Source organism: Knoellia locipacati, from assembly GCF_007992835.1.
GTDB classification, from domain to species: domain Bacteria; phylum Actinomycetota; class Actinomycetes; order Actinomycetales; family Dermatophilaceae; genus Knoellia; species Knoellia locipacati.
The window spans coordinates 1-26,286 of sequence record NZ_BKBA01000004.1; the positions used below are offsets into that span (position 1 = coordinate 1).

Consider the following 26,286-nt stretch of genomic DNA (forward strand, 5'->3'; position numbering starts at 1 on the left):
GGCACCCGATGCGGGTGCCGTCGCCTCGGTTCTGTCACGCCACCACGGATATCTCGAATTTATCGGTGGTAGCCACCTTTCCATGCCCCTGACCAGCGCATTCGCCTATTCCGTTGAATGGTGCAGGAAACTCACGGAACAGAACTCCCGACTGTATGCCGTTCCCGCACCTCCCCAGGTCGCTGCCGCATTCGTCCTCCAACACCTTCTGAGCATTCCTGCACAGGTGTCCGCATTTGCCGCAGCCACCGGTCCGTGGCGCGTCGATCTCGGCACTCTGACGACGCCTCTGCTCTCCGTCGACCTCGCGCCGGGCCTCTATCCCGAGCGGATCGGCTTCCTCGCCGTGGAGCGGGCCGAGGCGGACCTCGAGGTCCGTGTCGGGGCGGCGCGCACGGCATACGTCCGGCTGGGTCGTGAGATCGCGACTGCCTACGACGTTGACGTGAAGATGTCGAGCCGCCAACGGCTCGGCATGGTCGAGGACCTGTGGGAGATGGCGCTGCGCGAGGCGCGGGCCGCGACCGGTGCGGGCTGGGGACCGACCGTGGAGCGACGGTCGTGCTGCCTCATCTATGCCCTGCCCGGCTGCCACGAGTGCGCCGGTTGCCCGCGGCTCGCCGACCTGACCTGACGGCTCAGACGCGGTCGAACCGTCCGCTCGTGACGCGGTAGGTCACGACCGCACCGGCCCGGCCCGGCACCGTCAGGGAGGTCGGGTCGGCCACGGGGACGGGCGGTGGCGCGGGCAGGCGGTGGCCCGTCGCCACTCCGGCGGCCTGGGCTGCTGCTGGCGCGAGGATCGCGGTACCGAGGAAGGCCACCGCGGTGGCCGACGCGACGGCGCCGAGGAGGCGGTGGGAACGGGGCTGGGTGGTCGTCGTGGTGTCCATGACGAGCACCCTGCTGGGCCCGCTCATGGACCGGCTGTGCGCGCGTTGTGCCGTCGCCATGAGCCTGCGCAGCCAGGGCTGCGCGGGCCCCACCCGGTCAGAGCAGGTCGGCGAGGAGGTCGCCGTGCTCCTCGATCCGGTCGGCCATGTCGTCGAACATCACCTGCTCGAACCGCTTCCCGTCGGCCCCGGCCTCGACCTCGTGCCACGTGCGCGGCGCCGCGACGCACGGCAGCTCCTTGCCGCGCAGCGAGTACGGGCTGATCGTCGTCTTGGCGGCGACGTTCTGGCTCCAGTCGAGGAAGATCTTGCCGGGGCGCAACGACTTGGTCATCTTCCACAGGACGAGGTCCGGGTGCTTCTTCGTCATCTCCTGCGCGAGCTGCTGGGCGAGGTCGCGCACCTGGTCGCTCGTAAGGTCCCCGCCGAGCGAGGCATAGAGCTGCATCCCCTTGCTGCCCGACGTCACGGGATAGAGCTCGAGCCCGAGCGCCTCGAGCCGTTCGCGCAGCAGCAGAGCCACCTGCGCACACTCCTCGAGGCCGGCCGGGCTGCCGGGGTCGAGGTCGATGACGAGCCGGTTGGGGTTCTCGCGCTCACCGTCCTCGGTGACCGTCCACTGAGGCACGTGCACCTCGAGCGAGTTGAGGTTGACGAGGTAGACGAGGTGCGAGACGTCGTCGACCATCGGGTAGGTCACGTCGTCGACCTGGACCCTCGGCAGCCACGACGGCGCACCGCTGGGCAGGTTCTTCTCGAAGAAGCTCTGGTCGGCGACGCCGTGCGGCCAGCGCACCCGCGTCACCGGGCGGGCGGCGATGTGCGGCAGCAGGATCGGCGCGATGCTCACGTAGTAGCTCAGCACCTCGCCCTTGGTCGTCTCGGTCGACGGGTACATGACCTTGCTGAGGCTCGACAGCTTCATGGTCCGACCACCGACGTCGACCCTCGTGATCTCGGGGACGTATCTCTCAGGCATCGGTCACCTCGTGCAGGTCGGCGGGCGTGAGGTCACTGCGGACCCCGAGGTATGCCGGCTGGCGCAGCTTCCCGGTCGAGCCCCGTCCCAGGGACTGCACCTCGACGACGACGGTCGGCTCGACCCAGAACGCGCCGGTCGAGTCCTCACGGGGGACGGCGTTGGAGAACGGGGACGCGCTGCGCCCCAGCGGTTCGAGCATCCTGGCGACCCGGGCACCCGCGGTGCCGGCCAGTCCGGCACCCACGCGACCGGCATACTCCCAGCCTCCGGCACCGTCGGGAGTCCCGACGAGGACGGCACCGAGCCGGTTGGTCGTCCCGACCTCGGGGCGCCAACCGCCGATGACGACCGACAGCGTCGCGCGGTGCGGGGACTTGCGCCAGTCCGGGGACCGGCGGCCCGCGGCATACGGGCTCGAACGCCTTTTGCTCACGATGCCCTCGAGGCCCTGGTCACGGGTCGCCTCGAAGAGCTCCTCGCCGTCGTCGTAGGTCGGCGGCACCTGCCACGCGGCGCCGCCGAGCTCGAGCCGCTCGAGCAGCTCACGCCGGGCCGACCACGGCTGGCTCGTGAGGTCGGACCCGAAGAGCCGCAGCAGGTCGAAGGCCATGAAGGTCACCGGTCGGGTCGCCGCGAGCTGCGCCGCCCTGCGCGCCGACGACACGTGCATCCGCTCGGCGAGCGCGCCGAAGGACGGGATGCCGCCGTCGAGGGCGACGACCTCGCCGTCGAGGAGGAGGTCGTCGTAGGTGTCGGCCAGCCCGGCGAGCTCGGGGAAGCTCACCGACACGTCGCGCCCGGTCCGGCTCGACAGGACGAGGCGACCGTCGCGCACGTCGGCGAGGACGCGCATGCCGTCCCACTTCACCTCGTGCACCCAGTCGGGCCCGCGGGGGATCCCGTCCGCGACGGAGGCGAGCATCGGCTGCATCCGCCCATCCTGTCGCACGGGGCGCCGGTGCCCGTGTTCAATACCGGCATGGAGCAGGGGGTGGGCACGGACCGACGCAGCAACCTGCCGTGGGCCGTCGGGTTCGCCGTCGTCCTGTCGGTCGTGTTCATGCTCGGCTCACGGTTCGGCAACACGGCGTCGGGCACCCTGCGCAGCGTGGGCTGGGCGTCCGTCGGCACCACCGTGGTGCTCAGCCCGTTCGCGCTCATCTGGCTGGTCGGCGAGCTCCACCTGCGCTTCTCCCCACGGGACCGAGTGCTGCGAGGCGTGGTCGGCTGGACGCTCGTGCTCGCCGTCATCGCACTCATCGTCTTCGTCGGGCCGGTCGCCCTCTACATCGCGATCGTCAGCTTCCTGCTCTCGAGCGAGGGCGGCGCACCCACCTGACCGGCCCACAGGGTGACCCCGGCCCCGTCCTCCCAGCGCTCTTGGCAACTCTCGCCATTCCGTTCTGTCGGTGCCACCCCCTAGTTTGATCCCGGCTCACCACCGGACTGCTCCGGAGGGTGCTGCCACACCGGGGTGGAACATCTCGTGGCCCCCGTCTTCCTGCGCCCTGTCGAAAGGCCCTCTCGTGCTCCGTCCCCCCACAGTGGTGTCGAGAGGAGGTCGTGGCCGTCGCACTGGCGCCGCCGCGGCCCTTCTCGGCCTTGTCGTCGCCCCACTCGCCTCCGGGTTCTCCACCCCGGCGAGCGCGGTCAGCCCCAACGTCGTCATCTCCGAGGTCTACGGCGCCGGCGGCAACGCCGGAGCGCTCTACAACGCCGACTTCGTCGAGCTGTCCAACCCCACGTCCAGCCCGGTGAGCCTGGCCGGCAAGTACATCCACTACCGCGCAGCGGCCGGCGGTTCGGGCGGCGCCCCCGTCGCGCTCACCGGCTCGATCCCCGCGAACGGCAAGTACCTCATCCAGATGAGTGCGACGGGGGCCAACGGGGCCGCCCTCCCCACCCCCGACGCGGCTCCGGCGACCTTCGCCATGGCGGCGGCGGGCGGACAGGTCTACCTCCTCAGCAGCTCGAGCGCCATCACGACGAGCGGCAACATGGCCGGCGTCGCGGGCATCGTCGACATGGTCGGTGTGAGCGGCTCCTCCAGCTTCGAGACGGCGGCCGCCACGGTCGCCGGCACCGCAGCCGTGTCGGTCAACCGCACCGCTGCCGACGCCGACAACAACTCGGCCGAGTTCGGCACGGCGGCTCCGACGCCGACGAACGCCGGCCCCGTCGCTCCCGCGACGCTCGAGGCCACGGCGCCGGGCAACAAGACCGGTCAGGTCGGCTCGCCGGTCACCGGCTTCACCCTGGCGGCCACCGGCGGCACCTCGCCGTACTCGTGGTCGGCCACAGGCCTGCCCGCGGGCGTCACGGTCGCCCCGAACGGCGCCGTCTCCGGCACGCCGACGACCGCCGGCACCTACGACGTGACCGCGACGGTGACCGACTCGGCCACGCCGACTCCGGCCACGGCCAGCGCCACCTTCACCTACACGATCGGCGCCGCGGCGACGCTTCGCCCGATCGCCGAGATCCAGGGCACGGGCGCCACCACGCCCTTCGCCGGCCAGGACGTCCTCACCAACGGCGTCGTGACCGCGAGCTACCCCACCGGCGGGCTCAACGGCTTCTACCTCCAGACGCCCGGAGCCGACACTCCTGACGCCTCCGACGCGATCTTCGTCTACGGCGGGACCAGCGGCTTCGCCACCTACCCGGCCGTCGGGGACTCGGTCCAGGTGGCCGGCACGGCCGCCGAGTTCTCCGGCGCCACGCAGATCGTGGCCTCGTCGGTGACCCCGGTCGCCGCTCTCGGCACCGTGACCCCCAAGACCGTCGTCCCCGGCACGGACTGCGCCCTGCCCGGCGACTCCTGCCTCACCGGCGCAGCCCTCGACACCGCCCGCGAGGTCGCCGAGGGTGAGCTCTTCCAGCCGACGGCCCCGTGGACCCTCACGGACGTCTACGACGGTGGTCCGTACTACAACGACGGGACCAACTCCACCGCCAACCGCGGTGAGATGGGCGTCGCCGCCAACAGCTCCGTGCCGCTGGTCTCCCCGACCGAGGTCATCGACGCCCAGGCGACGGCCGCCGTCACCGCGCGCAAGAACTACAACGACGCGCACCGGATCATCCTCGACGACGCCTCCAGCCTGACGTTCTCGACGACGCAGAACTCCACGCAGCCGCTCCCGTGGCTCACCCCGACCCACACGATGCGGGTCGGTGCGGGCGTCACCTTCACCAAGCCCGTCGTCTTCACGTTCGGCTTCAACGCGTGGCGGATCCTGCCGCAGGCCCAGGTCGTCGGCGCACCCACCGGCGCCCTCGAGATCGAACAGACCCGGCCCGCGGCCCCGCAGAACGTCGGCGGCGACCTCAAGCTGGCCACGTTCAACGTGCTCAACTTCTTCCCCACCACCGGCGAGGAGTTCGTCTCCTCCGGGCTCGGCACCTGCACCTACTTCACCGACCGGGCCGGCAACCGGATCACCAACAACTCCTGCAACCCCAACGGTCCTCGCGGCGCGGCCAACGAGGCAAACCTCGCCCGTCAGCGGGCCAAGATCGTGGCGGCCATCAACACCGTCGGCGCCGACATCGTCTCCCTCGAGGAGCTCGAGAACTCGGTGCAGTTCGGCAAGAACCGCGACTTCGCCATCGGTGAGCTCGTCACCGCGCTCAACGCCGACGCCGGCGCCGGCACGTGGGCCTTCGTGCCCTCCCCCGCCGCGAGCGCCCTGCCGCCGCTCTCCGAGCAGGACGTCATCCGCACCGGCTTCATCTACAAGCCGGCCAACGCCGCCCCCGTCGGTGAGTCGGTCGTCCTGGCCGACCAGTCGACGGGCACCGAGGCCTTCGCGGACGCTCGCGAGCCGCTCGCCCAGGCGTTCAAGAAGGTCGGGAGCGCCAACGCCAACGCCTTCGGCGTGATCGTCAACCACTTCAAGTCCAAGGGCTCGGGCACCCCGGACCCCAACGGTCAGGGCAACGCCAACGACCGTCGGGTCCTCCAGGCCAACTCCCTCGTGGCGTTCGCCAACGACTTCCAGACGACCCGTGGCATCACCCGCATGTTCCTCGCCGGCGACTTCAACGCCTACAGCGAGGAGGACCCGATCCAGGTCCTCAAGGCAGCGGGCTACACCAACCTCGAGTCCACCAGCGACCCCGAGGAGGAGAGCTACAACTTCGACGGCCAGATCGGCTCGCTCGACCACGTGCTCGCCAACGCACCCGCCAAGGCGGACGTCAACGCGGTCGACATCTGGGACATCAACTCCTACGAGCCGCTCTGGTACGAGTACAGCCGCTACAACACCAACGTCACCGACCTGTACGCCGCCAACCCGTTCCGGTCCTCCGACCACAACCCCGAGATCATCGGCATCAACACCGCCCCGGCCACGGGACCGGTCGACATCCAGATCCTGGGCACGAACGACTTCCACGGTCGTCTGCTCAACAACACGGGTGCACCGTTCCCGAACGAGGCCGGCGCTGCCGTCCTCGCAGGGGCTGTCAAGCAGATGCGGGGCGAGAACGCCAACACCGTGTTCGCGGCCGCAGGTGACCTCATCGGTGCGTCGACGTTCGAGTCCTTCATCCAGAAGGACAAGCCGACCATCGACGCTCTCAACGCGGCAGGCCTCGAGGTCTCGGCGGTGGGCAACCACGAGTTCGACCAGGGCTACGACGACCTGCTCAAGCGGGTCATGGCGCCCTACGACGCCACGAACAACCCGTTCGGCGGGGCCGCGTGGAAGTACATCGGGGCCAACGTCACCAAGGCCGGCGCCCCGGCCAGCGAGCTCCTCGAGCCCAGCTGGGTCAAGGAGATGAACGGCGTCAAGGTCGGCTTCATCGGCGCCGTCACCGAGCACCTCGACGAGCTGGTCTCCCCGGCCGGCATCCAGGGCGTGCAGATCAGTGACGTCGTCGCCGCCACGAACGCCGAGGCCAACGCCCTCAAGGCGTCCGGTGTCGACGTCATCGTGCTCCTCGTCCACGAGGGCGCACCGACCACCACCTGCTCCACGATGGACGACGACCCGACCTCGGACTTCGGTTCGGTCATCACGGGTGTCAACGACAACGTCGACGCGATCATCTCCGGGCACACCCACCTCGCCTACGACTGCTCCTTCCCGGTTGCCGGGTGGGCAGGTCGACCGGTCACCGAGCGCCCCGTCGTCTCGGCCGGCCAGTACGGCGTGAACCTCAACAAGCTCGTGTTCACCGTGGACAACGGCACGGGTCTGGTCCAGGCCAAGACCCAGTCGATCGTGCCCCTCGAGAACAGCGCCGGTGTGGCCCAGTTCCCCGTCGACCCGGCCACCAAGGCCCTCGTCGACGACGCCGTCGCCAAGGCCGGTCCCCTCGGTGCCGTGCCGCTGGGCAAGCTCGGCGCTCCCTTCAACCGGGGCAAGCTCGCCAACGGGACGACCGAGAACCGCGGCCAGGAGTCGACCTTGGGCAACCTGGTCGCCGAGGTCCAGCGCTGGGCGACCCCCTCAACCGTGGGTGGCGCGCAGATCGGGTTCATGAACCCCGGTGGTCTCCGGCAGGACATGGCCGGCACCGGCACGGACTACCCGCGGGTGCTGTCCTACCGACAGGCCGCTGACGTGCAGCCGTTCGCCAACACATTGGTGAACCTGGACCTCACCGGTGCCCAGATCAAGGCCGCCCTCGAGCAGCAGTGGCAGCCGGCCGGCGCGGCCAGGCCGTTCCTCAAGCTCGGCCTCTCCAAGGGCTTCACCTACACCTACGACCCGGATGCCGCACAGGGCTCCCGGATCAAGGACATGTGGCTCGACGGTCAGGCGATCGGTCTCGGCACGACGTATGCCGTCACCGCGAACTCGTTCCTCGCGGCCGGAGGCGACAACTTCAACGCCTTCTCGCAGGGGACGAACAAGCAGGACACGGGTGTGACCGACCTGCAGGCCATGGTCGACTACATGGCGGAGTTCGCCGGGGACGACGACCCGCCGCTGGTGCCGGACTACACGCAGCACTCCGTCGGCGTGGACTTCCCCGCCGCCGCGCCGAGCACCTACGCCCCCGGTGACCACGTCCGGTTCACCCTCTCGTCGCTGGCGTTCTCCACGGCGCCGGACAAGAAGGACGCTCAGGTCGCGGTGTCGCTGGGCGGGCAGTCCCTCGGGACCTTCCCGGTCGACAACACCATCGGCACGGCGATCTTCGACGAGTACGGCACGGCGACGGTCGACGTGGTCGTCCCCGCGTCGACGACCCCGGGCACGCAGCGGCTCGACATCGTCGGGGTGCAGACGGGCACGACGACCTCGGTGCCCTTCACGGTGGTCAAGGCCGGGTCGAGCGTGAGCGCGACCGCGGCCCAGATCACCTACGGTGCACCCGGTTCGGTCGTGGCCACGGTGACGCCCTCGGGTGCCACCGGCACGGTGACGGTCTCGCTCGGTGGCACCACGCTCGGCTCGGCGCCCCTGTCGGACGGGACGGCCAACGTCGCACTGGCCGCGAAGTCGCTCGAGCCCGGCACGCACGTGCTGACCGTCGCCTACTCGGGTGACGCCTCGCACGAGGGGTCGAGCACGACGGTCAGCGTCACGGTCGTCAAGGCGACGGCCACCGTCACCGTGACGCCCTCGCCGGACAAGCTCCAGAAGAACAAGGACTCGACGACCCTCACGATCACCGTGGCGGCCGCGAACGTGACGCCGACGGGCACGGTCACCGTCCTCGTGGACGGCGTGTCGAGGAACGCCACGCTGAACGCCAGCGGGCGCGCCACGATGGTCCTGGGACCGTTCGGCACGATCGGCACCAAGTCGATCGTCGTGACCTACAACGGTGACGCGCACGTCACCACCGGCACCGGCACCACCTCGGTGACGGTGGTCAACGGCAAGGTCAAGTGACGACCAGTCCGCAGCGATGACTGAGGGGGTCCGGCGAGAGCCGGGCCCCCTCGGTCGTTGAACGAGGGTCGGCCGACGCCCGACGAGGTGGCCCGCGTGCGGCATACAGTTGACCCATGCGTGCGATCTGGAAGGGCGCGGTCTCCTTCGGGCTGGTCAATGTGCCCGTGCGGCTGTACTCGGCGACCGAGAACCACGACGTGCAGTTCCGTCAGGTGCACCGCGAGGACGGCGGCCGCATCAAGTACAAGCGGACCTGCAGCATCGACGGCGAGGAGGTCGCGTACGACGACATCGCCAAGGGCTACGAGACCGAGGACGGCGACATGGTCATCCTCACCGACGAGGACTTCGGCGACCTGCCGAGCAAGTCGTCGAAGGAGATCAACGTCGAGAAGTTCGTCCCCTCGGACCAGATCGACCCGATGCTGCTCGACAAGAGCTACTACCTCGAGCCCGACAAGAGCGCGACCAAGCCCTACATCCTGCTGCGCGAGGCACTCGAGTCCGAGGGCCGGATGGCCGTCGTCACCGTCTCGATCCGCACCCGGATGACGATGGCGGTGCTCCGCGTGCGCGACGGCGTCATCGTCATGCAGACGATGCTGTGGCCCGACGAGATCCGCAAGGCCGACTTCGCCCACGTCGAGGAGGCGGGCGAGGCCACCGACAAGGAGATGGCGATGGCCAAGCTCCTCATCGAGCAGCTCGCCGGCGACTTCGAGGCCGACGACTACGAGGACGACTACGCGATCGCGCTCCAAGCCCTCGTCAAGGCCAAGGTCGAGGGTGGCGAGGTCAAGGCCCCGGTCGTCGAGGCCGAGGAGTCCGGCGAGGTCGTCGACCTGCTCGCTGCCCTGGCCAAGTCGGTCGAGAAGGCCAAGGCCTCCCGCGGCGAGGCCCCGTCGAAGCCCGCCGCCAAGGCGTCCGACGACACACCGGCCAAGAAGACCGCCGCGAAGAAGACGACCACGAAGAAGGCCGCGGCCAAGAAGACGACGACCAAGGCGACGGCGAAGAAGGCCACCAAGAAGGCCTCCTGACCCCATGCCCGAAGGCCACACCCTCTACGCCCTTGCCCGCGACCTCGACACCGCCTTCCGCGGCACGTCCCCGGTCGTCTCGAGCCCGCAGGGCAAGTTCGCCGACGGCGCCGCGCTCGTGAGCGGCACCGAGGTCCTCGGCGCGACGTCGTGGGGCAAGCACCTCTTCGTCGAGTTCGCGGGCGACCGCATCCTCTGGGTGCACCTGGGTCTCATCGGCACCTTCACGATCGACACGACGTCGTATGCCGGCGAGATGCCGGTCGTGGGCCAGGTCCGGTGCCGCTTCGCGACCGACGACCACGTCGCCGACCTGCGCGGGCCCATGGTGTGCGACGTCGTCACTCCCGAGAAGGTCGACGAGATCCTCGGCCGGCTCGGCCCGGACCCGTTGCGCCCCAGCGACGTTCGCTCCGACCCCGACCTCGCGTGGAAGCGGATCCAGCGTTCGAGCAAGCCCATCGCCGAGCTGCTCATGGACCAAGCCGTCCTCGCGGGAGTGGGCAACGTCTACCGCTCCGAGGTGCTGTTCCGGTTGCGGGTCAACCCCTTCCGGCCGGGCAACAAGCTCCAGCGCAAGACGTGGCGGGCCATCTGGGAGGACCTCGTCGCCCTGCTCCCGCTCGGCGTCGCCACGAGCAAGATCGTCACCGTCCACGACCAGGTCGACGAGGTCGCGCGGCTGCTCGAGGAGGGCGAGGAGGTCCGGCTCACCGAGCGTGAGTCCTACGTCTACAAGCGACAGGGCGAGGCCTGCCACGTCTGCGGGTCGCGCATCCGGACCCAGGTCGTCGCCGGCCGCAACCTCTTCTGGTGCGGCAACTGCCAGCGCCGCGGCTGAACCGTCCGCGGAGGGCTTGCCCTGAGCGGCAGGCGACGTCACCGTAATTCGGTGGCGCACGGCATACGCCGGTCCGCACACTGGTCCACGGACAAGCGAGAGGAAGCAGCCGGAGCGGCGTGCCGCACACCGGTCCTGCGCATCGCCTCTCGTCGATGGATCCACGGGCATGCCCTGTCAAGGCTTCGGGTTCGACTCCCGCTCTTCCAGACAGGTGGTGCCGGTCGGAGCTCCGGACGCGAGTGCCAGCGGCCCGGGTGGTCAGGGAGACGCCCGCAGCCCCGCACGACCGTCCGCCGACCGGCGCCATCGCCGCGGCTCCGTCATGTCCGACGCCACACCACCCGTCCCACCGGCGCACCCCGAAGGAGGTTGCCCATGTTCCCCATCCACGTCTCCGTCCCGGCCCACTGCGCCGCGGTCGAGCTCGTCGACGGCACCCTCACCCGGGTGCTGGAGCCGGGCCGCCACCGTCGGGCGCGCCGGGCGACGTATGTCGTCGTGGACCTGCGCGAGCAGCTCCTCGCCGTGTCCCCGCAGGAGATCCTCACCGTCGACGGCGTGCAGGTGCGCGTCTCGGCGGCGGTGCGGTGGACCGTCGCGGACCCGGTCGCGTGGCTCGAGCGCGCGGCCGACCCGGTCGGGCTGGTCTACCTCGGCACCCAGGTCGCGCTGCGTGACGCCGTCGCCGGGCTGACGCTCGACACGGTCGCGCAGCGGGGCTCCGGCCTCGACGCCGCCGCCCTCACGGCGGCGGTGGCCTCGGTGGCCCGACCGGTCGGGGTCGCGGTCACCGAGGTCGTCGTCAAGGACGTCATCGTCCCGCCCGAGGTCCGCGCCGCGACCCTCGAGCTCGCGACGGCCCGCCAGCGCGGCGCCGCCCAGCTCGAGGCGGCCCGGGCCGAGACGGCAGCGCTGCGGTCGCTCGCCAACGGCGCGAAGCTGCTCGACGAGCACCCTGCGCTCGCGCGGATGCGGCTCGTCCAGTCGGCGCCGCCGGGCACGCAGCTCGTCCTGCGGGTCGGCGACGACGAGTGAGGTCCGGGTCCGCGGGTGGGGTCGCCAGTGCGACCGCACCCGCGGACCTGCCGGTATGCCGGCCGCCCACCAAGGCGTGGAGTCCCCCCGGCGCCCGACGGTGGGCGGCTTCGGAGCCGACTCCCGGCGCAGTCTCAGGTTCCGGGGCCATCATGGACGGGAGTGGAAGGACCTCCCATGAGCGAGACGCCTCAGCAGCCCGGCACCCCTGATCCCCACGAGATGCCCCAGAACCCCGGCGGGGCACCGCAGCCCGGCGCCCCCGAGCACCCGGCCGCGCCACAGAACCCGGCCGCGTCAGCCCCGCACGCTGCGCCGGCACCACAGGCCTGGCCACCGGCGTCGGCCGGCGCGGCTCCCCCTCAGGCCGTCCCCGGCGCACAGCCAGCCGCTGCGGGTGCGAGCCGTCGTTCCACGTGGAACGACGCCGTCTCGACTCCGGGTGGCAAGGCTGCCGTCGTCGTGGCCGCGGCCAGCCTCGCGCTGGTCGTCCTGCTCCTCACCGGACTCGCCGCGGTCGGCCTCGGCCGCCACTTCGGCGGCGACCGTGACCGGGGCGTGTGGACGTCGAGCAACGACCGGGGCATGCCCGGACCCGGCCAGATGGACCCGGGCCACGGCCAGCGCGGCCCCGGCACGCCCGAGCAGGTGCCGCCCGGACAGGACCGCCGTGGCACCGGCGACCTCCCCGGCATGGGGATGGGCTTGGGCATGGGGGCGGGTGGCGCGCTGCACGGTGAGGCCGTCATCCCCGGCGAGGGCGGCACCGCCACGCGCGCCGTCCTGTTCCAGCGCGGCCAGGTCACCGCGGTCACGACCGACAAGCTCACCGTGAGGAGCACCGACGGGTTCTCCGCGACCTACACGATCGGCGCCGACACCCGCGACCGCCTCGCGAGGAAGGTGAGCACCCTCGCCACCGGTGACGAGGTCACCGTCGTCGCCACCAAGGCCGACGCGACGACGATCCGCATCCTCAGGTCCGGACGGACCGGCGACAGCTGACCTGCGACGGGCCCGGACGCGTCCGCCGACAGCGAACATGAGCGGACCCGGCTCAGGCGTGGAACACCCGGCAGGTGCCCCGCGTTGGACGCCATGACACACCTCGCGGCACTCCCGCTGCTCCCGATTCGGTGACGGTCCATGAAAGGGACGTCACGGCATACAGGCAGCGGGGATAGCATCGAGGTGACTCATATCAGTCAGGAGCCAGCACCATGTTCGAACGGTTCACCGACCGGGCCCGCCGGGTGGTCGTCCTCGCCCAGGAAGAGGCGCGGCTGCTCAACCACAACTACATCGGCACCGAGCACATCCTCCTCGGTCTCATCCACGAGGGTGAGGGTGTCGCCAGCAAGGCCCTCGAGAGCCTGGGGATCTCTCTGGACGCCGTTCGCGAGCAGGTGCAGGAGATCATCGGCCAGGGCCAGCAGGCCCCGACCGGTCACATCCCGTTCACGCCGCGCGCCAAGAAGGTCCTCGAGCTGTCGCTGCGCGAGGCACTCCAGCTCGGGCACAACTACATCGGCACCGAGCACATCCTGCTCGGCCTGATCCGCGAGGGTGAGGGCGTCGCCGCCCAGGTCCTCGTCAAGCTCGGCGCCGACCTCGGTCGGGTCCGCCAGCAGGTCATCCAGCTCATCTCGGGCTACCAGGGTGGCAAGGAGGGCGCTGCCGCAGGCGTCGGTCAGGGTGGCCCCGCCGAGGGCACCCCCGCCGGCTCGCTCGTGCTCGACCAGTTCGGTCGCAACCTCACCGTGGCTGCCCGCGAGGGCAAGCTCGACCCGGTCATCGGGCGTGAGAAGGAGATCGAGCGGGTCATGCAGGTGCTGTCCCGCCGCACCAAGAACAACCCGGTCCTCATCGGTGAGCCCGGCGTCGGCAAGACCGCCGTCGTCGAGGGCCTCGCCCAGGACATCGTGCGCGGAGAGGTCCCCGAGACCCTCAAGGACAAGCAGCTCTACACCCTCGACCTCGGCGCGCTCGTCGCCGGCAGCCGCTACCGCGGTGACTTCGAGGAGCGCCTCAAGAAGGTCCTCAAGGAGATCCGCACCCGCGGCGACATCGTGCTCTTCATCGACGAGATCCACACCCTCGTCGGTGCCGGTGCGGCCGAGGGCGCCATCGACGCCGCGAGCATCCTCAAGCCGATGCTCGCCCGCGGTGAGCTCCAGGTCATCGGTGCGACCACCCTCGACGAGTACCGCAAGCACATCGAGAAGGACGCCGCGCTCGAGCGCCGCTTCCAGCCGATCCAGGTGGCCGAGCCGACGCTGGCCCACGCCATCGAGATCCTCAAGGGCCTGCGTGACCGCTACGAGGCGCACCACCGCGTCTCGATCACCGACGGCGCTCTCGTCGCGGCCGCCAACATGGCCGACCGCTACGTCAACGACCGCTTCCTCCCGGACAAGGCGATCGACCTCATCGACGAGGCAGGCGCCCGGTTGCGCATCCGCCGGATGACCGCACCGCCGGACCTGCGCGAGTTCGACGAGAAGATTCAGGCCGTCGTGCGCGAGAAGGAGTCGGCGATCGACGGACAGGACTTCGAGAAGGCCGCGCGCCTGCGCGACGACGAGAAGAACCTGCGCGCCGAGAAGACCCAGCGCGAGAACGAGTGGAAGAGCGGCGACCTCGACGTCGTCGCCGAGGTCGACGAGGAGCTCATCGCAGAGGTTCTCGCGGCGAGCACCGGCATCCCGGTCTTCAAGCTCACCGAGGAGGAGTCCTCACGGCTGCTCCACATGGAGGACGAGCTGCACAAGCGCGTCGTCGGCATGGACGACGCCATCAAGGCGCTGTCGCAGGCCATCCGTCGCACCCGCGCCGGCCTCAAGGACCCGCGTCGTCCCGGTGGCTCGTTCATCTTCGCCGGTCCGACCGGTGTCGGAAAGACCGAGCTCGCCAAGACGCTCGCCGAGTTCCTCTTCGGCGACGAGGACAGCCTCATCCAGCTCGACATGTCCGAGTACAGCGAGAAGCACACCGTCTCGCGGCTCTTCGGATCGCCTCCCGGCTACGTCGGCTACGAAGAGGGCGGCCAGCTCACCGAGAAGGTCCGGCGCAAGCCGTTCTCGGTCGTGCTGTTCGACGAGGTCGAGAAGGCCCACCCCGAGATCTTCAACAGCCTGCTGCAGGTGCTCGAGGACGGCCGCCTCACCGACTCCCAGGGTCGGATGGTCGACTTCAAGAACACCGTCATCATCATGACGACCAACCTCGGCACGCGTGACATCACCAAGGGCGCCCTCGGCTTCACCGCGGGTCCTGACACGCGCAGCAGCTACGACCGGATGAAGAACAAGGTCACGGACGAGCTCAAGCAGCACTTCCGTCCCGAGTTCCTCAACCGCGTCGACGACACGATCGTCTTCCCGCAGCTCACGCAGGACGAGATCATCCAGATCGTCGACCTCGAGATCGCCAAGCTCGACAAGCGCCTCAAGGACAAGGACATGGGCATGGAGCTCACGCCCGCGGCCAAGATGCTGCTCGCCAAGCGTGGCTACGACCCCGTGCTCGGTGCGCGACCGCTGCGTCGCACCATCCAGCGCGAGATCGAGGACGTGCTGTCCGAGAAGATCCTCTTCGGCGAGCTCAAGGCCGGCGAGATCGTCGCGGTCGACGCGACCGGCGAGGGCAAGGACGACACCTTCACCTTCGAGGGCGCGCAGCACGCTGCCGCCATCGAGGTCCCCGTCGTCACCGCCGGAGCCTCCGCCCCGCCGAGCAGCGGGTCGGCCGCCTCGGGCGAGTGACCCGCCGGGTGCGCTGAGCACCCGACACCACGACGAAGGCGGCGTATGCCGGAACGAAAGTTCCCGGCATACGCCGCCTTTCGCGTGCTCAACTCACCAATTCCTCCCCTCCGTCACCGTGGCGGAGGGGAGGAATTGGTGAGTTGAGCACGACTTCGGGACCGGCCCGACGGGGAGTCGACCGTGCGGAGGTCAGGCGAGGCGGGCGAGCATCTGCTGCATCTGGCTGATCTGCTTGGCCTGGGTGACGTTGATGTCGGCCGCCATCTCCTCGACGACCTCCTCGCCGGCGGTCTTGCCGTGCTCGCCGACCATCGTCAGCGCGCCCTTGTGGTGGGCGATCATCAGCGTGAGGAAGAGCCGGTCGGCCTCGACCCCGCTCGCCTTGGCCAGCTGGTCCATCTGCGCCGGGGTCGCCATGCCGGGCATGCCCGCGTGGTCGTGGTCGCCGAGCCGCGGGTTGGTCGCCTGCGGCGGCACCTCCTGCTTGCGCTCCTGGAGCCACGTCGTCATGGTGAGGATCTCGGGCTTCTGCTCGTCGCCGATGCGGGAGGCGAGCGACGTGACCTGCGTGTCCGTGAGGCGCGGCAGGGCCGTCTCGACCATGACGAGCGCCTGGGAGTGGTGCACGATCATGTCCTGGTAGAAGGTCACGTCGTCCTTGGACACCGTCCTCGGAGCCACCGTCGCCGCACCGCCGCTGAGCGTCGCGTTGGGCTCTCCGGGGCGTCCCGGCTGGATGACCGGGTCGCTCGATGTCGCGCCCGGAGTGCGCGGCACCGGCTGCGCCTCGGGCTCCCCCGAGCAGCCCGCGAGACCGAGCGCGAGGAGGCCGACGAGGGCGACGGCTGACGTGGAGCGGCGAATCAGCATGTGCCGCACTGTAGTTGGCGATGCTGTCCACCGCGACAGGCCGATCCCGACACAACTCGCCAGTAGGGAGTTCTTACCCTCCCTTTACCCGGACCGTGGAACTTTTGGACAACGATGACCTGACCGGACACACACCTGGGCGGTCCTTCGCGGCTGGCCCGACGGAGGAGGAACCATGAGACTTTCCCGCACAGTGGGGATCGCGGCGGTCGCCGCGCTCGCCGCGAGCGGCTGGGGCGTGGCTTCGGCCAGCGCCGCTGACGTCCCACCGGAAGCAGTCGGCAAGTCGGGCGTCGAGCTCGCTCCCGACCAGGTCGGTCGCAGCGCCAACGTCCAGCACCTGTTCAACACCCCGCACGTCACGCCCGTCGACGGGACCGGCAGCGACATCGCCTTCTCGGGCAACAAGGCGTTCGTCGGCAACTACAACGGCTTCGTGATCTACGACGTCACCAACGCCGCCTCCCCCGAGGTCCTGGCGCGGGTGAACTGCCCGGGCTCGCAGAACGACATCACCATCTCGGGTGACCTGCTCTACCTGTCGACCGACTCCTCGCGCAGCGACGACTCGTGCTCGTCGACGACGTCGCCGACCACCCTCAAGCAGTCGTGGGAGGGCATCAAGATCTTCAATGTCTCCAACCCGCGGGTGCCGAAGTACATCAAGTCCGTCGAGACGGCCTGTGGCTCGCACACCAACACGCTCGTGCCCGGCAAGAAGAGCGACTTCATCTACGTGTCGTCCTACTCGCCGCGTGCGGACTACCCGGACTGCCAGCCGCCGCACGACTCGATCAGCATCATCGAGGTCCCCAAGAAGGCCCCGACGCAGGCCAAGGTCGTCGCTGAGCCCAACCTCTTCCCCGACGGCGGCAACCCCGGTGGCGTCCAGCCCTCCGGTGACGGCTACTCGGCCACGACCGGCTGCCACGACATCACGGCGTACCCGTCCAAGAACATCGCCGCCGGTGCCTGCATGGGTGACGGCGTCATCATGGACATCTCCAACCCGGTCGCGCCGAAGGTCATCGAGAAGGTCCAGGACACGACGAACTTCGCGTTCTGGCACTCGGCCACCTTCAACAACGACGGCACCAAGGTCGTCTTCACCGACGAGCTCGGTGGCGGCGGTCGCGCGACCTGCAACACGACGGTCGGCCCGAAGCGTGGCGCCAACGCCATCTACGACCTGAGCAAGAGCAACAAGCTCACCTTCAAGTCGTACTACAAGATCTCGCGCCACCAGAACGACAGCGAGAACTGCGTGGCCCACAACGGCTCGCTCATCCCGGTCAAGGGCCGCGACATCATGGTCCAGTCCTGGTACATGGGTGGCACGTCGATCTGGGACTTCACCGACTCGGCGAACCCGCGTGAGATCGGCTACTTCGAGCGCGGCCCGAACGGCGGCGTCGGTGGTGGTGGCGGCGGCACCTGGTCGTCGTACTACTACAACGGTCACATCTTCTCCTCCGACCTCGGCAAGGGCTTCGACGTCCTCAAGATCACCGAGCCCAGCCTGCAGAAGGCAGCGAAGGTCAAGATGGACGAGCTCAACCCGCAGAGCCAGCCGGTCTACAAGACCCGCTGACCACCCACGGAGTCGCACCACTGCGATTCGGGAACCCGGCCGTCCGCGCTTCGTGCGCGGGCGGCCGGTTCGCGTGCCGGCCGCAATACTGGGTCGTATGCCGTCCACGCCCTCCGTGCCCTCCTCACCTGCCGCTCCCGCGGCTCCCGCAGCACCTGCAGTCTCAGCTGCAGCCGAGAGCCCGTCGCGGGCGGACGGCATACAGATCCGGCCGGCACGCACCAAGGACGTCCGGGCGATGCGGGCGCTCGTGGCGCCGCTCGCCGAGCAGCGGGTGCTCCTGCAGAAGGAGGCGGTGGCCTACTACGAGTCGCTGGGTGACTTCATCGTCGCCGAGCGCGACGGCGAGGTCGTCGGCTGCGGCGCGGTGCACGTGCTCTGGGAGGACCTCGCCGAGATCCGCACCTTGGCGGTGTCGTCGTCGGTGCTGGGCCAGGGTGTGGGCTCGCGGATCCTGCAGGGGCTCGTCGAGCGCGCGCTCGAGCTGGGGGTGGAGCGGCTGTTCTGCCTGACCTTCGAGACCGACTTCTTCGCGCGGCACGGGTTCTCCGTGATCGAGGGGCAGGCGGTGGAGCCCGAGGTCTACCTCGAGCTGCTGCGCTCCTACGACGAGGGTGTCGCCGAGTTCCTCGACCTCGAGCGGGTCAAGCCGAACACGTTGGGCAACACCCGGATGCTGCGCGTCCTCTGACCCGCGCCGCTCACACGCGCGTGCGGCGTCGGACCGAGATCGAGAGCAGCAGCACCGCGACGAGCAGACCGCTGATGACGCCGAACCCGAGCTGTGGGACGAGCGGCAGCGCGATGCCGATGCCGCCACCGAGGACCCAGGCGATCTGCAGCACCGTCTCGGACCACGCGAAGGTCTGGGTGCGGACGTTCTCGGCGACGTCGCGCTGGATGATGGCGTCGGTGCTCAGCTTGATGACCTGCGAGCAGAGGCCGGCCGCCAGCCCGAGGACCAGGAGCGTCCAGAGCGAGTAGGCGACCGCCGTCGCGAGCGCGGCCGCGACGATGAGCAGGAACGCCGCCGCGACGATCCGGTCCGGTGGCAGGCGGCGCAGCGCGTTGCCGACGACGGTGCCGAGGGCGTTGCCGGCGCCGGCGGCCCCGACGACGAGGGCAAGGACGAGGGTGCCGCTGTAGCCGGGGATCGGGTGCTCACGCATGAGGAAGGCCATGAAGAGCGTGAGGAAGCCGGTGAGCAGCCGGCCGCCCATGGCACTGACGAGCGCGGCCCGCACGGTGGCGGGCAGGGCCAGCACCCGGGCCCGCAGCCGATCCCCGACGCGACTTATTGCCCGTTCGGGCCGTCGCGCGGTAGGTGGTGGATCGGACGAGGGAGCCCGAACGGGCAATGAGTCGACGGTGTCCTCGATGTCCTCCTCGCCCGCCGCCGAGTCGACCCGCGAGGGCAGGCGGATGGCGAGCACGGTGCCGACGACGTAGATGACGAACGCGAGCCGAAGCGACCACTCGGGGCCGATCCGCGCGACGGCACCGGCGAGCCCGCCGCCGACGGCCATGCCGGCCACGCCGGCGAGGGCGATGCGCGAGTTGGCGTTGACGAGGGTGAACCCCGGCGGCAGCAGCCGTGGGATGGCGGCCGAGCGGGTCACGCCGTAGGCCTTGGACGACACGAGGCAGCCGAGCGCCGCCGGGAAGAGCCACGGCGAGTCCGTCGCCACGGCGGTGGCGAGCACCCAGCAGAGGAAGGCGCGCAGCGCGAGGGTGGTCCCGATCGCCCACCGCCGGCCGTGGCGGAAGCGGTCGAGCAGCGGCCCGATGAACGGCGCGAGCAGGGCGAACGGCGCCATCGTCAGGGCGAGGAACTGCGCGACCTGGGCGCGGGCCTCGTCGGTGGGGATGGCGAAGATCGTGCCGGCGAGGCTCACCGTGAGGGCGGCGTCCCCGCAGATGTTGACGAAGTGCAGCTCGACGAGACGCGCCAGCCCGCTCTCGCCGGCGCCCTTGGAGCGGGCGAAGGCGCGGGCGCGCTGGGCACCGGCGCGCCCGCCGCGACCGGCGATCCGGGCGCCGCCGACCGTGCCGCGACCCACGACCCGGAAGGCCTTGGTGGCGCCGGCACGCACGCCGTAGGGGTCCGGTGCGACCCGTCGCCCACCGGGGCCGGAGGCGGAGCTGCGGGGTTCGTCCCGCCCACCCGGGTCGACGGGCTCGAGCGGCTCGGTGGGCTCTCCCGGTCGCAGCGGCCCGGTCGGCTCGTCGCGCCGGCTCATCCCGCCGCCTCCTCGCGACCCGGCAGGGCGTAGTGCTCGGCGCCCACCGGCTCGACCAGCCCGTCCTCCACGAGCCCGGCGAGGCACCGGTCGACCTGGACCTCGTCACGCCCCGGGGCGAGGGCCTCGCGCCGGACAGGCTCGGTGCTCTCGCGCAGCGCCTGGACGATGATGCCCCGCACCTGGCGGTCGGTGCCGTGCCACTTCTGACCGCGCCGGGGAGGACCGTCGTATGCCGGTCGCCCCCCGAGCACCCACGCGCACCTCGCGCTCACGGGACACTCCTCGCAGCGCGGAGCCCGGGCGGTGCAGACGAGAGCCCCGAGCTCCATCACCGCGACGTTCCACGTGGCGGCGTCCTCGTCGTCGTCGGGCAGGAGGTCCTCGGCGAGCGCGACCTCGGCCCGGGTCATCGCGGGCGAGGCCTGGGCGAGCCCGGTGACGAGCCGGGCCTGCACCCGGCGCACGTTGGTGTCGACGACGACCGAGCGGTCCCCGAAGGCGAAGGCGGCGACGGCCGCCGCGGTGTAGTCCCCGATGCCGGGCAGCGCCCGCAGCTCGGTCTGGTCGCGCGGCACCTCTCCATCATGCCGCTGGGCGATGACGGTCGCGGCCTCGTGCAGCCGCAGGGCGCGCCGCGGGTAGCCGAGCCGGCCCCAGGCCCGCACCACCTCACCCGGGGACTCGCGCGCCAGGTCGGCCGGGGTCGGCCACCGGGCCATCCACTCACGCCAGATCGGCTCGACCCGGGCGAGCGGCGTCTGCTGCGACATCACCTCGGAGAGCAGCACGCCCCACGGCGAGCACGACGGCTCGCGCCACGGAAGGTCACGGGAGCTGACGGCATACCAGCGCAGGACCTCGTCGTGCAGCGACGCGAGGTCGAGAGCCGAGGTGCGGGCACCACTGACCATGCCCGCGACTCAGACGTAGCGCTCGAGGATGCTGCTCTCCGCCAGCCGGGACAGGCCTTCGCGGACGAGCCGCGCGCGACCCTCGCCGACGCCCTCGACGCTCATGAGGTCGTCGACCCCGGCGGCAAGGAGCTTCTGGAGGCTCCCGAAGTGCTCGACCAGGCGGTCGACGATGGCACCCGGCAGACGCGGGACCTTGCTCAGCATGCGGTAGCCGAGCGGGCTCACCGAGGAGTCGAGGGCGTCGCCGACGACGGTGAAGCCGAGCGACTTGGCGCCCGCGGCCGGGTCGAGCAGCTCGGTCGCGTCGATGGCGGTGAGGTTGGCGATCGCGCGCTCGAGGTCGTGCTCGCCGCGCGACTCGTGGAGGTAGTCACGGATGACGAGACCGAGGTCGTCGGACAGCCCACCGGTGAGCTCCTCGAGCTGGAGGCTGAGCAGGCGGCCGTCGGTGCCGAGCTGAAGGACGTAGTCGCCGATCTCGTCCTTGATCCGGCGCACCATCTCGAGGCGCTGGAGGACGTTGGCGACGTCGCGGACGGTGACGAGGTCCTCGATCTCGAGCGCCGACAGGGTGCCGGTGACCTCGTCGAGGCGCTGCTTGTAGCGCTCGAGGGTCTGCAGCGCCTGGTTGGCGCGCGACAGGATGGCGCTGGAGTCCTCGAGGACGAACCGGCTACCGCCGACGTAGAGGGCGACGATGCGCATCGACTGGCTCACCGAGACCACGGGGAAGCCGGTCTGCTTGGCGACGCGCTCGGCGGTGCGGTGACGCGTGCCGGACTCGCTGGTCTCGATGTTGGCGTCGGGGACGAGCTGGGTGGCGGCACGCAGGATCTTGGTGACGTCGCGGTCGCAGACGATGGCGCCGTCCATCTTGGCGAGCTCGCGCAGCCGGGTGGCCGAGAACTCGACGTCGAGCGGGAAGCCGCCCGTGGCGATGGCGTCGACGGTGCGGTCCGTCCCGAGCACGATGAGCGCGCCGGTGCGGCCGCGCAGGATGCGTTCGAGGCCGTCACGCAGCTCGGTGCCGGGGGCGACGGCAGCGAGTGTCGTCCGCATCAGCTCGTCCTCGTGCAGCGGCGTGGCCACGTGCTTCCCTCCAGTCGTCGCAGGTCAGGTCTCCCTGACCCGATCGCGAGTCTAACGGCGCGGGGGCGAACCCCGGTCGGTCTGTTCGGTCACGGCCGGGTGACGTATGGGCGGGGCGCCACCGGCCGGGGCCGCACGATCCAGGGCTCCCTCGCGGACGTCAGCCGACCGGCGTGACGGAGAGCTGGACCGCCTCGAGCACGCTCGCCACCTCGATGACCCGCAGGCCGTCGGGGACCGGCCCGCCGCCGACGACACCGGGAGGCACGATGGCCGTGGTGAAGCCGAGCCGGGAGGCCTCGGCGAGCCGCCGGTGGGCGCCGGTCACCGGCCGCAGCTCACCGGCGAGCCCGACCTCGCCGAACGCGACCGTTCCGGTGGGCAGCGGCTGGTCGTTGATCGCGCTGGCCAGCGCCAGGGTGATCGCGAGGTCGGCGGCGGGCTCGGTGATGCGCACGCCACCCACCGTCGAGGCGAAGACGTCCTTGCGACCGATCGGCGCCCGGGCCCGGGTGCCGAGCACCGCGAGGATCATGCCGACCCGGGCGGAGTCGAGACCGCTCGTCGCGCGCCGCGGGTTGGGCACCTCGCTCTGGTCGACGAGCGCCTGCACCTCGGTGACGAGCGGGCGCCGGCCCTCGAGGGTCACGGTGACGCAGGTGCCGGGGACGGCGGCGGTGCGGTTGGACAGGAAGAGCGCGCTCGGGTCCGCCAGTCCGGTGATGCCGACGTCGGACAGGTCGAAGCAGCCGACCTCGTCGGTGGGGCCGTAGCGGTTCTTGACCGCCCGCACGAGGCGCAGCCGGCTGTGCCGGTCGCCCTCGAACTGCACGACGACGTCGACGAGGTGCTCGAGCACGCGCGGACCGGCGATCGAACCGTCCTTGGTGACGTGGCCGACGAGCAGGGTCGCGATGCCACGGGACTTGGCGGTGGCGATGAGGCTCGCGGCGACCTCGCGCACCTGCGAGACGTTGCCGGCCGAGCCGTCGACCTCGGCGCTGCTGATCGTCTGGACCGAGTCGATGATGACGAGGTCGGGCTCGACCTGGTCGATCTGCCCGAGGACGGTGGCGAGGTCGGTCTCGGACGCGAGGTAGAGGGTGCGCGCCATGGCCTCGATCCGCTCGGCCCGGCTGCGCACCTGCGCTGCCGACTCCTCACCGCTGACGTAGAGGACGCGCCGCTCGTGGCCGGGCTCGCCACCACGGGCCGCACGCCCGGCGACGTCGAGCAGCAGCGTGGACTTGCCGATGCCCGGCTCCCCCGCGACGAGGACGACGGCGCCGGGCACGAGCCCGCCCCCGAGGACCCTGTCGAACTCGGGCACTCCGGTGCCCCGGGCCTCGGCACGGCTCGAGTCGACCTCGCCGATGGGCACGGCCGGGCGCTCGACGCTCTTGGCCGCGGTCGTGCGGGCCGAGACGGCACCGACCTCGGTCACCGACCCCCAGGCCTGGCACTCGCCGCAGCGACCGACCCACTTGACCGTGGTCCACCCGCACTCCGTGCACCGGTATGCCGGTCGCGCACCCTTCGCTGCCATGGCCGCCAACCTAGGCGACGCCTCCGACAGCGCGCTCCGGCGGACCGTCGACGTCCCTGCCCCGGCGCCGGTCGCCCCCTAGGCTCGCCGCATGCCCGACTTCACCTGGCGCCCCGCCAACGAGGCACTGGCGCAGGACGTCGAGGCCGTGTTCGCCACCGGTGGCGCGGCGAAGTGTCGCTGCCAGGGGCTCAAGGTGCCGGGCTGGATCTGGCGGGACACCACCCAGGCGGAGAGGGACGCCGCCCTCCTCGAGCAGACGGCGTGCGGCACCGCCGGACCGACCTCCGGGCTCCTCGGCTACGTCGACGGGGAGGTGGCCGGCTGGGTCGCCGTCGAGCCACGCGAGAACTACCCCCGGCTGTGGAGCAGGAAGCAGCCGTGGATGCGGATGGACCCCGAGCTCGAGGGTGTCTGGTCGGTGACGTGCTTCGTCGTCGGCAAGGACCATCGCCGCTCGGGGCTGATGTACGAGCTCGCGCAGGCCACGGTCGAGTACGGCGAGCGGGTCGGCGCACAGGTTCTCGAGGGCTACCCGATCGAGCCACCGCCGGGGAAGGCGGTCATCTGGGACGAGGCGTCCGTGGGGCTGCTGCAGGTCTTCGTGGAGGCCGGCTACGAGATCGTCGCCTCGCCCACCCTGCGGCGCCGGGTCGTCCGGCGCGAGCTCGCCGGACGCTCCTGAGCAGTCCGTCGCCGAGCACCGCGCCGACGGGCGGGGACACGACTGCGCCCCGGCTCGCGAGGCGAGTCGGGGCGCAGTCGGTGTGCGTCTGGCTGGGTCAGCCGGCGACGACGTTGAGCTCGACCTTGGCCTGCACCTCGGGGTGCAGACGGACGAGGGCCTGGTGGGCGCCCGTGGTCTTGATCGGGGTCGGGACCTCGATCTTGCGCTTGTCGACGTCGGTGCCGATGGCTGCCTTGAGCGCCGCGGCGATGTCGGCGGTGGAGACGGCACCGAAGAGACGTCCCTCCTTGCCGGCGTGCGCGGGGACCGTGACGGCCTTGGCCTCGAGGTTGCCCTTGATCGACTGGGCCTCCTCGAGCGACTTCACGGCGCGGACCTCACGGCCCTTGGCGAGCGAGTCGACCTGCTTCTGTGCGCCCTTGGTCCACCCCGTCGCGAGACCGCGACGGAAGAGGAAGTTGCGGGCGTAGCCGTCCTTGACGTCGACGACGTCACCGGCGGTGCCGAGGTTGGAGACCTCGTGCGTGAGAATCACCTTCATTGTTCAGCTCTCCTTGTCGGTGCTGGGTCGCGCGTCAGCGGGACGAGCTGGAGTAGGGAAGGAGCGCCATCTCACGGGCGTTCTTGACCGCGTTGGCGATCAGACGCTGCTCCTGGACGGACACGCCGGTCACCCGACGAGCGCGGATCTTGCCGCGGTCGGAGATGAACTTGCGCAGCAGCGCAGTGTCCTTGTAGTCGATGTTCTCGACCTTCGCCGCCTTGAGCGGGTTGGCCTTCTTCTTGGGCTTGCGCACAACTGGCTTGGCCATCGTGGTGCTCTCCTTCTGCTGAGCAGCTCAGCGGATGAGCCCTGGTCTCCCAGGGATGGTGTGGATCTGTGGTGTGTGTGTCTGTCAGAAGGGGGGCTCGTCGTAGGCCGGGGCGTTGCCCCAGCCTCCCTGGCCACCCTGCTGTCCCTGCGAACCCTGCTGCGGTGCCGCCGGAGCGCCGCCGCCCTGCTGGCTCCAGCCGCCGCCCTGGCCGCCCTGCGCGCCGCCACCCTGAGGTGCCGATCCGCCGGTCGCCCACGGGTCGGACTGACCCGAGCCGCCCTGGTCGCCGCCGAAGCCGCCACCACCGCCGCCACCGCGCGAGGTCTTGTTGACCTTGGCGGTCGCGTACTTCATCGAGGGGCCGACCTCGTCGACGTCCATCTCGATGACGGTGCGCTTCTCGCCCTCCTTGGTCTCGTACGAACGAGACTTCAGACGGCCGGTGACGATGACGCGGGTGCCCCGCTGGAGGGACTCCGCGACGTTCTCCGCCGCGTCACGCCAGACCGAGCACCGCATGAACAGCGTCTCGCCGTCCTTCCACTCGTTGCTCTGACGGTCGAACGTGCGCGGCGTGGAGGCCACGGTGAAGTTCGCGACGGCAGCGCCGGACGGAGTGAAACGGAGCTCGGGGTCACCGGTGAGGTTCCCGACGATCGTGATGACGGTCTCGCCTGCCATGGATCAGATCCCCTTTGGTCTGGTGCAGATGCGACGGATGAGTGGGTGGTGCTGGGTACGGCTGGTCCAGCGGGCTCGCTGGGGTGGAGTCGTGAGGACGAAGATCAGGCGCCGGGGCGCAGGAGCTTGGTCCGCATGATCGACTCGTTGAGGCCGAGCTGACGGTCCAGCTCCTTGGCCGTGGCCGGCTCCGAGGTGAAGTTGACGACGGCGTAGATGCCCTCGGCCTTCTTCTTGATCTCGTAGGCCAGACGACGGCGGCCCCAGATGTCGACGTTGTCGACGGTGCCACCGTCCTTGGTGATGACGGTGAGGAACTTGTCGAGCGACGGCTGGACCGTGCGGTCGTCGAGCTCCGGGTCGAGGATGACCATGAGTTCGTACTGACGCATGCGTTAACCCGCCTCCTTCGGTCTGAACGGTCA

The 26,286-nt window shown here is 70.5% G+C and carries 23 protein-coding genes; 11 read left to right on the forward strand and 12 right to left on the reverse strand.

Features of this window, described 5'->3' with window-relative positions:
- Positions 1-634 (forward strand): (2Fe-2S)-binding protein (locus KLO01_RS17280; protein WP_222611936.1); only part of this gene is annotated, 634 nt, incomplete at its 5' end.
- Positions 635-638: 4 nt separating this feature from the next.
- On the opposite strand, the gene KLO01_RS06000 is transcribed toward KLO01_RS17280, so the two are convergent.
- From KLO01_RS06000 to ligD (KLO01_RS06010), 3 genes are all read right to left on the reverse strand, one after another.
- Positions 639-893 (reverse strand): hypothetical protein, encoded by a 255-nt coding sequence (locus tag KLO01_RS06000; RefSeq protein WP_147063194.1) that lies wholly within the window; start codon positions 891-893, stop codon positions 639-641.
- A gap of 97 nt (positions 894-990) precedes the next feature.
- Positions 991-1,872: a non-homologous end-joining DNA ligase gene (gene ligD / locus KLO01_RS06005; protein WP_147063197.1), complete on the reverse strand. Its 882-nt coding sequence runs from the start codon at positions 1,870-1,872 to the stop codon at positions 991-993.
- Positions 1,865-2,806: a non-homologous end-joining DNA ligase gene (gene ligD / locus KLO01_RS06010; protein WP_186827936.1), complete on the reverse strand. Its 942-nt coding sequence runs from the start codon at positions 2,804-2,806 to the stop codon at positions 1,865-1,867. Before ligD (KLO01_RS06010) ends, ligD (KLO01_RS06005) begins: the two co-directional genes overlap by 8 nt.
- A gap of 48 nt (positions 2,807-2,854) precedes the next feature.
- Between ligD (KLO01_RS06010) and KLO01_RS06015 the strand changes: the two genes are divergently transcribed.
- The 7 genes from KLO01_RS06015 to KLO01_RS06045 all read left to right on the forward strand — a co-directional run bounded on the left by KLO01_RS06015 (position 2,855) and on the right by KLO01_RS06045 (position 15,421).
- A complete protein-coding gene (locus tag KLO01_RS06015) occupies positions 2,855-3,214 on the forward strand; it encodes a hypothetical protein (protein WP_147063200.1) in 360 nt (119 codons plus the stop codon).
- A 187-nt stretch (positions 3,215-3,401) separates the two neighbouring features.
- Complete coding sequence (locus KLO01_RS06020; protein WP_147063202.1) at positions 3,402-8,735, forward strand: ExeM/NucH family extracellular endonuclease; 5,334 nt, start codon at positions 3,402-3,404, stop codon at positions 8,733-8,735.
- Between the two features lie 116 nt (positions 8,736-8,851).
- Positions 8,852-9,778, forward strand: coding sequence for a non-homologous end joining protein Ku (ku, locus tag KLO01_RS06025; RefSeq protein WP_147063204.1), 927 nt, complete (start codon positions 8,852-8,854; stop codon positions 9,776-9,778).
- Between the two features lie 4 nt (positions 9,779-9,782).
- Positions 9,783-10,619, forward strand: coding sequence for an Fpg/Nei family DNA glycosylase (locus KLO01_RS06030; RefSeq protein WP_147063206.1), 837 nt, complete (start codon positions 9,783-9,785; stop codon positions 10,617-10,619).
- Positions 10,620-10,997: 378 nt separating this feature from the next.
- The gene (locus tag KLO01_RS06035; RefSeq protein ID WP_147063208.1) at positions 10,998-11,657 is read left to right on the forward strand and encodes a slipin family protein; all 660 of its coding nucleotides are present in this window, start codon (positions 10,998-11,000) and stop codon (positions 11,655-11,657) included.
- Positions 11,658-11,834: 177 nt separating this feature from the next.
- A complete protein-coding gene (locus KLO01_RS06040; RefSeq protein ID WP_147063210.1) occupies positions 11,835-12,662 on the forward strand; it encodes a hypothetical protein in 828 nt (275 codons plus the stop codon).
- Between the two features lie 215 nt (positions 12,663-12,877).
- Positions 12,878-15,421 carry an ATP-dependent Clp protease ATP-binding subunit gene (locus KLO01_RS06045; RefSeq protein ID WP_147063212.1) on the forward strand — a complete coding sequence of 848 codons (2,544 nt, stop codon included), beginning with the start codon at positions 12,878-12,880 and terminating at the stop codon, positions 15,419-15,421.
- A 192-nt stretch (positions 15,422-15,613) separates the two neighbouring features.
- On the opposite strand, the gene KLO01_RS06050 is transcribed toward KLO01_RS06045, so the two are convergent.
- Positions 15,614-16,294 (reverse strand): DUF305 domain-containing protein, encoded by a 681-nt coding sequence (locus tag KLO01_RS06050; RefSeq protein ID WP_147063213.1) that lies wholly within the window; start codon positions 16,292-16,294, stop codon positions 15,614-15,616.
- 175 nt (positions 16,295-16,469) lie between these two features.
- On the opposite strand from KLO01_RS06050, the gene KLO01_RS06055 reads away from it, so the two are divergent.
- Positions 16,470-17,885: an LVIVD repeat-containing protein gene (locus KLO01_RS06055; protein WP_147063215.1), complete on the forward strand. Its 1,416-nt coding sequence runs from the start codon at positions 16,470-16,472 to the stop codon at positions 17,883-17,885.
- Between the two features lie 238 nt (positions 17,886-18,123).
- Entirely contained in the window at positions 18,124-18,576 is a 453-nt protein-coding gene (locus tag KLO01_RS06060) for an amino-acid N-acetyltransferase (RefSeq protein WP_246136104.1), read from the forward strand.
- Positions 18,577-18,586: 10 nt separating this feature from the next.
- Here KLO01_RS06060 and KLO01_RS06065 read toward each other — a convergent pair whose 3' ends face one another.
- The 4 genes from KLO01_RS06065 to radA form a co-directional block, all read right to left on the reverse strand.
- Entirely contained in the window at positions 18,587-20,125 is a 1,539-nt protein-coding gene (locus KLO01_RS06065) for an MFS transporter (protein WP_147063219.1), read from the reverse strand.
- Positions 20,122-21,039, reverse strand: coding sequence for an iron-sulfur binding domain-containing protein (locus tag KLO01_RS06070; RefSeq protein ID WP_147063221.1), 918 nt, complete (start codon positions 21,037-21,039; stop codon positions 20,122-20,124). The genes KLO01_RS06065 and KLO01_RS06070 overlap by 4 nt, the downstream gene beginning before the upstream one ends.
- Before the next feature lie 9 nt (positions 21,040-21,048).
- Positions 21,049-22,101: a DNA integrity scanning diadenylate cyclase DisA gene (gene disA / locus KLO01_RS06075; RefSeq protein WP_147063223.1), complete on the reverse strand. Its 1,053-nt coding sequence runs from the start codon at positions 22,099-22,101 to the stop codon at positions 21,049-21,051.
- Between the two features lie 190 nt (positions 22,102-22,291).
- Positions 22,292-23,677, reverse strand: coding sequence for a DNA repair protein RadA (gene radA / locus KLO01_RS06080; RefSeq protein ID WP_147063225.1), 1,386 nt, complete (start codon positions 23,675-23,677; stop codon positions 22,292-22,294).
- A 91-nt stretch (positions 23,678-23,768) separates the two neighbouring features.
- Here radA and KLO01_RS06085 point away from each other — a divergent pair, with 91 nt between their 5' ends.
- Complete coding sequence (locus tag KLO01_RS06085; protein ID WP_147063227.1) at positions 23,769-24,362, forward strand: GNAT family N-acetyltransferase; 594 nt, start codon at positions 23,769-23,771, stop codon at positions 24,360-24,362.
- Positions 24,363-24,459: 97 nt separating this feature from the next.
- Here KLO01_RS06085 and rplI read toward each other — a convergent pair whose 3' ends face one another.
- The 4 genes from rplI to rpsF all read right to left on the reverse strand — a co-directional run bounded on the left by rplI (position 24,460) and on the right by rpsF (position 26,253).
- Entirely contained in the window at positions 24,460-24,906 is a 447-nt protein-coding gene (gene rplI / locus KLO01_RS06090; protein WP_147063230.1) for a 50S ribosomal protein L9, read from the reverse strand.
- Positions 24,907-24,940: 34 nt separating this feature from the next.
- Positions 24,941-25,177: a 30S ribosomal protein S18 gene (gene rpsR, locus KLO01_RS06095; RefSeq protein ID WP_035904052.1), complete on the reverse strand. Its 237-nt coding sequence runs from the start codon at positions 25,175-25,177 to the stop codon at positions 24,941-24,943.
- 84 nt (positions 25,178-25,261) lie between these two features.
- The gene (locus tag KLO01_RS06100) at positions 25,262-25,861 is read right to left on the reverse strand and encodes a single-stranded DNA-binding protein (protein ID WP_147063232.1); all 600 of its coding nucleotides are present in this window, start codon (positions 25,859-25,861) and stop codon (positions 25,262-25,264) included.
- Positions 25,862-25,965: 104 nt separating this feature from the next.
- A complete protein-coding gene (gene rpsF / locus KLO01_RS06105) occupies positions 25,966-26,253 on the reverse strand; it encodes a 30S ribosomal protein S6 (RefSeq protein WP_147063234.1) in 288 nt (95 codons plus the stop codon).
- Positions 26,254-26,286 lie beyond the last annotated feature (33 nt).